Origin of the sequence: Acuticoccus sp. I52.16.1, assembly GCF_022865125.1 — a bacterium.
Lineage (GTDB): Bacteria > Pseudomonadota > Alphaproteobacteria > Rhizobiales > Amorphaceae > Acuticoccus.
Genome location: NZ_CP094828.1, coordinates 3,766,272 through 3,778,178 on the forward strand (window position 1 = coordinate 3,766,272; position 11,907 = coordinate 3,778,178).

Consider the following 11,907-nt stretch of genomic DNA (forward strand, 5'->3'; position numbering starts at 1 on the left):
CGGCCGGCACCCCCGCGCATCTGCCGCGGTTGTGATTATCCTCCGCCCCGAAATCATGGTGCCTCGGTGGAAATGACAACCTGCCGATGGGAGCGTTGCACCGGCACAGTCTCGAAGCCTCCGGAGTTCGGCGGTTCCGGGCGACGCCGTGGCGCTCCGATCCGCGACCGAGTGCGACCGCATCCTATGACCGACACGCCGGCATCGACGACCCCGCAGCACACGTGCGCCGGGACGCTTCGTCTCGCGCTTCTCCTTTCGGCATCGGCGCTCGGCATCCTCGCCGCATCGCCGGCCGGCGCGCAGAACTACTCGTGCCCGGCCCCGTCGCCCGCGACCGACACCGAACCCGCGACCTGCACTATCCCGGACACCGCGGCGATCTCGAATGTGACGGTTTTGGCGGACCCGGTCGGGGTGCAGTCGGACTATGTCCTGACCAACAACGCCGCCATCACCTCGGACCAGGAAGAGATCCTCGAGGTCAACATCGTCGGCAACAACGGGATCGGCGACGTCGAGGGGGCGGACGACGAGAAGGGCACTGCGGTCTACGGCGGGACCACGACGCTGACGAACAACGGCGCCATCACCGCGCTGGGCGGCACTGCCCCGGAGATCCGCCCGATCTTCGTGACCCAGCAGGGCGGCAACGGCGTCCAGCCCTCGGGCCTCGGCAACAACGGCGGCCGCGGCGGCGACGGCGGTATCGTCACCGTGACCAACAACGGGACCATCACGATCACCGGCAGCGGCACCATCGATCCGGTCGCGGCCCGCGCCATCCTCGCCCAGTCGATCGCGGGCGACGGCGGTCCCCAGGGCAACGGCGCGCGCGACGAGCGTGGCGGCAACGGCGGCGACGCCAAGGACGTCACCGTCAACAACAACGCGGCGATCACCATCGGTTCGGCGGACACGCCGTTGCTCGGGACGAACTTCGCCCGCGCGATCGAGGCGGGCGGCAACGGCGGCACCGGCGGGCCGGACAACGGCTCGGGCGGCACCGGCGCGCAGCCGACCGTCACCAACACCGCCGACATCTCGATCTACTGGGCCGGCGACGAGACCACCGACGGCGTAATTGGCATCTACGGCTACAGCACGGGCAATGTCGGCGACACGTCGAACGACAATTCCGATCCGGGCGGGAAGGGCGAGGGGGGCAAGCACGTCGCCCTCACCAACAGCGCCGACATCACGATCGACGCCACGTTCTCCGCGCCTCCGGCGGCCCAGTCGGCGGCGATGATGGCACGGTCGACCGGCGGATCCGGAGGCGAATCGTCCAACAAGAACGTCGGCGGCGCCGGCGGGCCGGGCTCCTCGGACGCGACGACGAAGGTTTCCCACTCGGCCGGGACGATCACGGTCAGCGGGACCGACGTCAGCGGCATCGTCGCCTTGAGCGCGGGCGGCGACGGCGGCAGCGGCAACGGCGCCAGCGATTCGAGCGGCGGGGCCGGCGGCGCGGGCGGCGACATCGAGTTGGATATCCTCGCCGGGGGCCGCGTGGTCACCCGGGGGGCGAGCGGCTACGCCATGCTCGCCCAGTCGATCGGCGGCATCGGCGGGGGGAACGCGGCCACCGCCGGCACCGGCGGCGCCGGGGGTACCGTGACGGTGAACGCCGACGCGGGCACCTCGATCGAGACGGTGGGCGACTACGCCAACGGCATCACGCTGCATTCGCTCGGCGGGGGAGGCGGGGTCGGCGCAGACTTCACCGGCGTCCTCGTCGGCGGGGGCGGCACGGGCGGGCCGGGCGGCAATGCCGGCGACGTCACAATAGACAACGGCGCCAGGCTCGGGACCGAGGGCCAGTATGCCTACGGTGTCCTCGGCCAGTCGATCGGCGGCGGCGGGGGGCACGGCGGCGTCGGCACGGGCCTCTTGATCGGACTTGGCGGCGACGGCGGCGGTGGCGGCGTCGGCGCCACGGTGACGATCAACAACACCGGGGACGTGGCGACCAAAGGATATGGCGCGAACGCCATCGTCGCGCAGGGAATTTCCGGCGGCGGCGGTGCGGCGGGCACGTCCGGCGGTGCGCTCTCCATCGGCGGCGACGCCGGGGCGCAGTCCTCGTCCTCGGCGGTTCCGACCGCCCGCATCACCTCGAACGGAAACGTCGCGACCGTCGGCGACGCGGCGATCGGCCTGCTCGCGCAGGCGGTCGGCGGCGGCGGCGGATCGGCGGCGGGCAGCAGCGGGCTCTATTCCGTCGGCGGCACGGGTTCCGGCGGCGGCGACGGCGGCAACGCGCTGATCTACCACGTGAGCGGGACGATCCTGACGGCGGGCGATCACGCCTATGGGATCCTCGCCCAGTCGATCGGCGGTGGCGGCGGCACGGGCGGCGACGCGCTCGACGTCTCGGTGGCGGGTGTCGGCTTCGGTGTCGGCGGATCGGCCGGCGGGGGCGGCGACGGAGGCGCCGCGTGCGTGACCAACTTCTACGACAACAATTGCCCCTCGCGCGCCACCGGCGCCGACGGGTATTCCTATACCGATCCGGACTCCGGCACCCGCGCACCGTCAGTCGGCCGGGCCTTCCTGACGACCTACGGAGACTTCGCCCACGGCGTGGTCGTGCAGTCGATCGGGGGTGGTGGCGGGACGGGCGGCAGCGTCACCGGCATCGGCGCGGTGCAGGGCCTCAACGTGCAGATCGGCGGGAGCGGCGGGGCCGCGGCCGCCGGCGGGCCGGCGTCGATCGTGCTTCGCGAATATGCCGCGAGCACCAATGGCGACAACGCCATTGCGCTCCTCGCCCAGTCGATCGGCGGGGGCGGTGGCACCGGCGGCAGCGCGAGCTCCACCAACGGAGAAACCCTCGTGCCCATCTCCATCGGCGGGACGTCCGGTAATGCGGGGGCCGGCCAGTCGGCGACGATCGACCTCGGCGGCAGCTTCGTCTTTACCTTGGGCGCTCATGCGCACGGCGTGGTCGCCCAGTCGATCGGCGGCGGCGGCGGCACCGGCGGCGCGGCCTCGGCGATCGACGATGCGGTCGGCTTCAGCTTCGCCACCTCGATCGGCGCCGGCGGCGGCGCGGGCGGAGACGGCGGCAATGCCGACGCTGTGCTGCGCTCGACCCGCGTCGCGACCGGCTACGGCGTGCAGAACGAGCTGATCGCCGATGCGACCGACGCGATCGGCCTCGTCGTGCAGTCGGTCGGCGGCAGCGGCGGCACGGGCGGGGCCTCGGCCAGCAAGGCGCTCGCCCTGCTCCTGCCCGACTTCGACGGCACCTCGTTCGCTGCGGCGGCGTCGGTGGCGGTAGGCGGCAAGGGCGGCGTGGCGGGCGACGGCGGGGCGGCGGAGGCGACCGTCGCCGGCCTCAGCCACATTCTGACAGGCGGCGACGGTTCGCACGGCATCGTCATCCAGTCGGTCGGGGGCGGTGGCGGCAATGCCGGCGGCGCGTCCTCGCTGGCGTCCGTCATCGGCGATTCCGACACGGTTCAGTTCAACGCCTCCGCCTCTGTCGGCAACGATGGTGGCGGCGGCGGCTCGGGCGGCGAGGCCGTGCTCTACCTGAAGGGACGCTCGCGGGTGGACACCGCCGGCGACCACGCCCAGGCGGTCGTGGTGCAGTCGATCGCCGGGGGCGGCGGCAATGCCGGCGTCGGCAGCGCGGTCAACAACGAGTTCGGCGGCGGCGCGGTCGCGCAGGTCGAGATGGGGCTCGGGGGCACCGGAGGCTCCGGCGGCGTGGCGGGCGAGGTGTTCGTCACGACCGCATCCGGGACGGCCATCTCCACCACCGGTTCCGGCTCGCGCGGCATCCTCGTCCAGTCGATCGGCGGCGGCGGCGGCACCTCGACCGGCGGCACCATCGGCCTCTCCGCCGCCTACGAAATCGGTGGCGGCGACGGTGAAGGTGACGGCGGCGAGGGTGGCGGCGGCAGCGCCGGCGACGACGACGGCGGTGGCGACGATGGCGGCAACGGTGATGACGACGACAAGCTCGGCGTGACCGGGTCGGTGAGCGTCGCGGTCGGCCGCGCGGGCGGCTCCGGCCAGAACGGCAACACCGTCATGATCACCGCCGACGGATCGATCACGACCACCGGCGACGATGCGGACGGCATCCACGCCCAGTCCATCGGCGGTGGCGGCGGCCTCGGCGGCTCGATGGGCGACGACGCGGGCGCCCCCAGCGACGGCGGCGCCTACGAAGGCATCATCCGCGGGCCGAAATTCGACATGGACACCGAGATCGGCGGCACCGGCGGGACCGGGAGCGACGGCGGCGACGTCGACGTCACGCACGGCGGGACGATCGCGACGAAGGGCGACTACGCGGACGGCATCGTCGCCCAGTCGCTCGGCGGTGGCGGCGGCACCGGCGGCACCGCCGTCTCGCAGACGGTCAACGCCCGGGTCCAGGTTCACCTCGGGGTCGGCGGTACCGGGGGGACCGGCGGCGTCGGCAATGCGGTCGCGGTCACGCTCGACGCCAGCGACGGCAAGACACCGTCGATCAGCACCGAGGGCCGACACGCCTACGGTGTGCTGATGCAGTCGATCGGCGGCGGCGGCGGTCAGGGCGCGGACGGCTCGACCAACTCCAAGGGGCAGATCTCGATCGGCGGCGGCAGGGGCGGCAGCGGCGGCGCGGCCGGTGACGCCGGCACGGTGACGCTCGACGCGTCGAGCGGCGGCACCATCACCACCGCCGGCGACGACGCCTTCGGCATCCTCGCCCAGTCGATCGGCGGCGGCGGCGGCGTCGGCGCGTCCGGCACCTCGACCCCGTCGGTGCGCAAGCTGTCGCTGTCGGCCGACATCGCGGTCGGCGGCGAAGGCGGCGCTTCGGGCGAAGGCGCCAGCGTCTCCATCGGCGGGAGCACCGCCGTCACCACCTCCGGCGACCGGGCCATCGCGATCCTGGCGCAGTCGGTCGGTGGCGGTGGCGGGGTCGGCGGGTCGAGTGCGGCGCAGTCCATCGCCAGCGCGACCGTCGGCGGGGACGGCACGGCCGGCGGCACCGGCGGCACCGTCACGGTCGACATGACCGGCAGCATCACCACGCACGGCGACGGCGCGTTCGGCATCCTCGCCCAGTCGGTCGGCGGGGGCGGCGGTCTCGCGGGCGACGTCGGCGGCGGCCTCTCCAGCGCGCGCGGCATGATCGGCACCAACGGCGGCGCCGGCGACGGCGGGGCGGTCAGCGTCACCTATGACGGCACCCTCGCGACCACGGGCGACCGGGCCTTCGGGATCGTCGCGCAGTCGATCGCCGGCGGGGGCGGGATCGTCGGCGACGCGGGCGGAGTCTCGTTCGGCTCGGCCGGGGGCGGGGATGTCGGCGGCAGCGTCTACGTGCATCAGGCCGGCACGCTGAGCACGTCCGGCGAAGGTTCGGCGGGCATCTTCGCGCAGAGCCTCGGCGCCGCCAGCGACACCGTGACGGTGGACGTGGCCGGCACCGTCGTCGGCGGCACGGGTGCCGACGGGACGGCGGTCTTCATCTCGGAAGGGACGTCGAACGTTTCCAATATCGCCGCCGGCGCCATCGTCTCGGCCGGGGACGGCGACGCCTTGGCGTACCGCTTCGAGACCGCCTATGCCGGCACGCTCACGGTGAACAACTCCGGCACCATCAATGGCGACGTGTCGATGGTGAACGCGAGCGGGGAGACGGTCGGCACCATCTCCAACCAGAACGGCGGCGTCTGGAACCCGGACGGCGCCAGCGCCGCGAGCGTCGTGAACGCCGGTGCGATCGACCTGACCGCCGGAGCGGGTGATGCCGTCACCGGGGCGGTGGTCCCGGCAGCGGCGGGAGAGACGCGGAGCGCCGCCTCGCGTGGCGGCACGGGCTTCGGCGTGTTCTCGGTCACGGGCGACTATACGCAGGCCCGCTCCGGCACGCTGCGCGTCGGCGCCGACTTCGCCGCCGGCACCGCCCACCGTCTCGAGGTCGGCGGTGACGTCAGCCTCGCCGGCACGGTGGAGATCGACGCGATCTCGCTGCAACGCGACGTCGAAATCGCGGTCGTCAGCGCCGCGGGCCGGGCCGGCGGCGCGCTGACGGCCCGTGACACCCGCGTGGTCGACTATGCGGCCCGCCGTGTCGGCTCCGACTTCGCCATCAGCGTCGCGGGGACGGACTTCGCCGGCGCATTCGAGGACTTCACCCCCAACGCGCGGGCCGCCGCGTCGCATCTCGACGCCATCTTCGACGGCGGGTCCGGGCGCTACGCCACCGCCCTCGCCGCCCTCGCCGATCTCGCCGAGGTCGGCGACGGGGCCGACTATGCCCGCGCGGTGGCCACGCTGACGCCCGGCGCGTCGCAGGCGATGGCGGCGGCGCAGTCGACGCTGATGCGCGAGCGGCTGGACGCGGCGCTGCACTGCCGCCAGCTGTTCGGCGCGCAGACGGTGGACGAAAACGTGTGTGCCTGGGCCAGCGGCCGGGGCGCCCATGTCGGCCAGCGCGGTCAGGACGGCTACGACGGGCCGACCTGGGGCCTCGCGATCGGCGCGCAGGCGGAGGTTTCCGACCGCTGGATCGTCGGCGGCGCGGCCGGCTTCGAGCAGAGCGACTTCGATGCCTCGAACGGGCTCTCCAGCGTCGAGGGCGCATCGGGCTACCTCTCGGCCTCGGTGGGGCGGCGCTTCGGCGGGATTACCGTGTCGGGCGGGTTCTCCGGGAGCTGGGGGACCTACGACACGCGCCGCACGGTGCTGATGCCGGGCTTCGCCGGCACGGCCGAGGGGGACACCGACCTCGCGACCATCGGCGGCCGGATCCGCGCCGCCTACCAGGCGGACCTGGCGTTCGGATACGTCCAGCCGCGGGTCGACCTCGACGTCGTCTACACCCACGCGAGCGGCTATACTGAGCGCGGTGGCGGCATCTACAACCTCGACGTTTCGCCGCACGACCGCGTGGCCTTCGTCGCCAGCCCGGCGATCGAGTTCGGCCTCGGCCGCATGTTGGGCGACGGATTGCGGATCGGCGGCTTCGCGGTGCTGGGCGCCAGCTTCTCGACGCTGGACGATTGGGAGACCGACGCGCGGCTCGAATATGCCCCCCGCGCCTCGGGCACGTTCGAGTCGACGGTGCCGATCGCGGCCGCGATCGCCGAGGTCGACATCGGCCTCACGCTGTCGCACGCGCCGTCCGCCATCGACGCGCGGGTCGAGTACAACGGCGCCTTCGGGAACGACTTCTCGAGCCATGGCGGCATGCTGCGGATCAACAAACGGTTCTGAACACGGCATCGCATGGCGGTCGGTGCGGCATGCAGGCCATGCCGCGCCCGCGTCGTCGCCGCGCGGGGCGGACGGCAAGTGGATTTCGCAATCAACGTGGGTATTGTGCCATCAGTTGAAGATAGACTGTGCTGGTGGCTGGGTTGAACTGCATTTTTGCTGCACGCGCGGGGCGACTATTCACGACCGCCGCGCTGGTATTGTGGTCCGTGACGCAAGGGACGCTTGCCCTTGCGCAGGGGGCGACGGATGTCCCCTGGGACAACCCGGCGACGGCGGCACAAATGCAGCGCGCCATCGACCAGGCGCTGACGCAAAAGCGCATTCCCGGAGCCTCGGTCGCCGTCCGCCAGGGCGATGTTCGCTGGACGTCGAACTCCGGTCTCGCCGATATCGCCACTGGCGCCGCACCGACGCCCGAGACCTATTTCGGGTATCGCAGTGTCACCAAGTCCTTCGTCACCACGGTCGTCCTGCAGTTGGCCGACGAGGGGCGGATCAAGCTCGACGATCCGGTCGGCAACTATGTGAGCGGCGTGCCCGGCGGCGACGTGATCACGATCCGCCAGCTGGCGCAGATGCGCTCCGGCCTGTTCAACTACACCGCGTCCACGGTCTTCGTCCCGGAACTGTTGGCGGATCCCGGCCGGGACTGGACCCCGCAGGAGTTGCTCGATTTCGCCTTCGTGGAACCGTTGCAGTTCGAGCCGGGCACGTCCTACGAGTATTCGAACACCAATACCGTGCTGCTCGGCGAGGTGATCGAGGCCGCCACAGGCAACGACTGGTCGGTGGAGGTTCGGCGCCGCCTGTCGCACCGGCTCGGGCTGAACTCCGTCACCTATCAGGGCGCGGGTTCGATGCCGACGCCGAACGGGGTCGGCTACGTCGACTACGACGACGGAACCGAGCCCGAATCGCTCGCCGCCTTCAACGTCACGGGCGCGGGTGCCTCGGGCGGGTTGATCGGCGTCATCGGCGATGTCGAGCGCTGGGGCAAAGCGGTCGGCAGCGGGGAGTTGCTCACCAAGCGCGAGTATGTCGCGCGGCTGAAGTCCTTCGGTTCCACCGCCTCGGACCCGGAAAGTCCGGAATATGACAGTTACGGCTTCGGCCTCGGCGAGATCTCCGGCTTCATCGGCCATACCGGCAACGGTCTCGGCTTCGAAGCGCTGGTCATGTACGACCGGGCGAACGATCGCACGATCTCCATTCTGCTCAACGCCAGCAATTTCGACGATTCGGATGCGCCGGCCCATCTGTTCCGCGATCTGCTGGACATTCTCGGCTGGGCCGGACCGGACAGCCAGCGTCAGGTCGCGGCCGATGGCGAACGCGACATCGTGGGCGCCGGCACCGTCTGGACCGGCCTCGTCAGCGGACCGTTCCTGACGCGTGCCGCCGTCTATGCCGACAATGGCGGTTCCGCCTCGGCCGATCGCCGCGTGACGCTCGCGCCGATCCAGGACTATGTGCCCGCGATCTATGTCGGAAACGGCACCGTGACCCTCGATCGCGGCGGCGACATCACCGCCTCGGTCGGCGGCGACGGCGCGTTCCTGGCGACGACGACGGGTATCGCCTCGCTGTCCCTGACGGACGTCGATCTCGTTCTGTCCGGCGACGAGGTCAGCGGCATCGGTATCGACGCGCGGGACAACTCGGTCGCCGAGTTGAACCGCGTGAGCCTGTCGGGCACGGTCCTCGCGGGACTTCACGCCGGCGGCAACGCCCCGGCGACGATCCGGGGTGCGGACGTCGACATGGTGCTCGCCCGCGGCGACGGCGTGTGGGTGGAGGCCAACGGTTCGGTCGACCTCGTCGACAGCCGGATCCTGTTGAGCGGGACAGGCTATGGCCTCCACGTCTCGGGCGGGGGCGGGACCGCACAGATGCGAGGGACGAACCTTTCGGTCGCGACCTCGGCGCCGAACAGCTTCGGCGTGCTCGCGCAGGGCGAGGGGGCGCACGTCGCGCTCGCCGGCGGGTCGGTGGTGACGCGCGGCGCGGATGCCCATGCCGTCGTGCTGGGGCAGGGCGCCCGTGTCGACCTGAGCGACCTGGTGGTCTCCGCCTCGGGCCCGGCCGCGGCGGCCGTCGCCGCGCTCTCCATGGGCGATCTGCCGGGTCGTCGAAGCGCCGTGCTTTCGCTGACGAACGGCGAGCTTCTTGCCGCAAGCGGCACGGCGGTCGTGGCCGGCGGGACGGACCTGACGCTGACGGCCGCCGGGTCGCAGGTGATCGGCGCGATCACCCGCTCGCCCGATGCGCGCATCGACCTGACGTTGGCCGACGCCGGCACCTGGGTGCTACCCGCCGCAGGCGCCGGCGTGAGATCGCAAGTCGACGCGCTGGCGAACTCCGGTAGCACCGTGGTGTTCTCGCCGCCGGAAGGAGCGGGCTTCCAGAGCCTGACCGTCGGCGACTATTCCGGCGTCGATGGCACTCTGGTCATGAACGCCGCGCTGGGCGCGCGGGGGGCGAGCGATCGCCTGGTCGTCGACGGCGGGCTGGCGCGCGGGTCGACCCGCGTCCTCGTCGCGCCGATCGGCGACGGCGGGCTCACCACGGGCGACGGCATCCGGCTGATCGAGACGGTCGACGGTGGGCGGACCACGCCGCGCGCCTTCACGCTCGGCAGCCGTGTCGCGAGCGGCGCGCTCGAATACGGCATCCATCGTGGCGGTGCGTCCGGGGGCGACGACTGGTTTTTGCGTTCGACCCAAGGCGGTGCGACCGGCCCCGCCGCGTTGCCCGCCGTGAGGGCGGAAGTCGCCGTCGACACCGCGCTCCCCGCCATCGCGTCCGAATATGGGCTCGCCGTTCTCGGCACCCGTGACGAGCGCGTCGCCGCCCGGGTGCCGGGCCGCGACAGCACGGCCTGGGCCCGCGTGTTCGGCGAGACCGGCAGCCAGGGATCCAGCGGCGGCGACCCGCAGGCGCAGTGGGACCGCTTCCGGAGCGACGGGCCGAGCTACGACGTCGACCTCGCGGGCTTCCAGGCCGGCTATGATCACCGGCTCTCCCTGCCCGGCGAGACCATCCAGAATCTGATCGGCTTCTATGTCGGCGCGGGGCAGGCGCGCGGTAAGGTCGACGCGGTCTACGGCGGTTCGGCGGGCAAGGTGTCGATGGACGCTTATTCGCTGGGCGCCTACTGGAACCATGCACAGGCCGGCGGGCTCCACATCGATGCCGTGCTGCAAGGCACCTTCTACGACGAGGCCCGAGCGCGTTCGGTCCCCGGCGAGACGCTGGAGACCGACGGCGTCGGCCTGATCGCTTCGCTGGAAGCCGGCTATCGCTTCGACGTCGGCCAGGGTTGGGTGATCGAGCCGCAGGCGCAGCTCGTCTATCAGCGTCTCTCCTTCGACGATGGGGCCGACAGCTACGGACGGGTCGACTACGACGCGGCGAACGACGTCTTCGGCCGGATCGGCGGGCGCGTCAGCCGTGGCTGGGCGCTGGAGAACGGCCAGGAATTGACCGGCTGGGCCCGTGCCAACCTCTGGCACGCCTTCGGCGATGGACCGGAGGTGACGTTCGCCGGGCTGGGCGGCGGCAACGCCATGTCGTTCGATTCCGGGCTCGAGGGCACGCGGGTGCAGCTCGGCCTGGGCGCATCGATGGCCCTGTCGGATCGGGTGAGCCTGTTCGCGTCGGGCGACTACGACGTGCGGATGAACGACGTCTCCGGCCACGCGCTGGGCGTACGGATCGGCGGCACCGTGAACTGGTGAAGAGGCGCCCCATTTCGATGGGGCCTCGAACTAGGATCAGGACCGCCAAACTCGGCGAATGGATGGACCTGTCGGACCGCCGCCCGTCGACTTGGAGTGACCGGACCCCTCCTGCGCGTCTCCGCGAATCAAAGGCGCGACGGGCCGCGCAGGCCGATGCCGCACCTTCGAGAGGTCCAGTTCGACCCGCATGTTCTCGGCGGTCATGGCCGTCCGGCCTGCGTCTCGCCGGTTCTCCCCAGAAAGGCGCCGCGAGGTCCGTATCACCGATGCGTCCAGCTTCGTCCGTGTGCATCACTCGTGTGGCACACCCGCTCGGCTCGCAGCTAGATCCTGGAAACTCCGGGGAATGGTGGAGCCAAGGGGAGTCGAACCCCTGACCTCTTGAATGCCATTCAAGCGCTCTCCCAACTGAGCTATGGCCCCCCGTCGGTGGAAGCGGACATAAACAGTCCGCTTCCCGCCGTCAACTAGTGTTCGTCGTCGTCCTCGCCGGAACCGCGCACGACGTCGGAAACTTCGTCGTCGCTGTCCTCGTCATCCACAAGAACGTCGTCGTCGGTGTCGACGGTCACGTCGTCGTCGTCGTCCACGCCGAGAGAGTCGGCCGTATCGTCGGCGTCGTCCTCGGCCTCTTCGAGCGCGACCAGCTCGACGCCCTCGTCGTCGGCCTCCAGCTCTTCGTCTTCGTCGTCGGCGGGACGGGCGGTCTCGCGCCGGGTGGCGATGATGCCCGTCGCGAAGGAGGCGTTGCATTTGGGGCACATGATCGGATCGCGGTTCAGATCGTAGTACTTGGCCCCGCAGTTGGGACACAGCCGCTTTGTGCCGAGTTCGGGTTTGGCCAAGGACAAGCTCCGTTAGCGTCGAGGAAAATGGTGAATTTCAGTGAGGCGAGGCCCCATGGCATACCTCACGGCGGAATGTAAAGCGCCTA

3 protein-coding genes and 1 tRNA gene are annotated in these 11,907 nt (G+C 71.4%); 2 read left to right on the forward strand and 2 right to left on the reverse strand.

Annotated features, from left to right (window positions below; translation table 11 throughout):
* The first annotated feature begins 186 nt into the window (after positions 1 to 186).
* A complete protein-coding gene (locus tag MRB58_RS24885) occupies positions 187 to 7,230 on the forward strand; it encodes an autotransporter outer membrane beta-barrel domain-containing protein (RefSeq protein WP_244778288.1) in 7,044 nt (2,347 codons plus the stop codon).
* A gap of 284 nt (positions 7,231 to 7,514) precedes the next feature.
* A complete protein-coding gene (locus MRB58_RS16965) occupies positions 7,515 to 10,970 on the forward strand; it encodes an autotransporter outer membrane beta-barrel domain-containing protein (RefSeq protein WP_244778289.1) in 3,456 nt (1,151 codons plus the stop codon).
* 350 nt (positions 10,971 to 11,320) lie between these two features.
* Here the strand turns inward: MRB58_RS16965 and MRB58_RS16970 are convergent.
* Both MRB58_RS16970 and MRB58_RS16975 read right to left on the reverse strand, forming a co-directional pair.
* Positions 11,321 to 11,396, reverse strand: a tRNA-Ala gene (locus tag MRB58_RS16970).
* Between the two features lie 44 nt (positions 11,397 to 11,440).
* Complete coding sequence (locus MRB58_RS16975) at positions 11,441 to 11,818, reverse strand: TIGR02300 family protein (protein WP_244778290.1); 378 nt, start codon at positions 11,816 to 11,818, stop codon at positions 11,441 to 11,443.
* Positions 11,819 to 11,907: the final 89 nt, after the last annotated feature.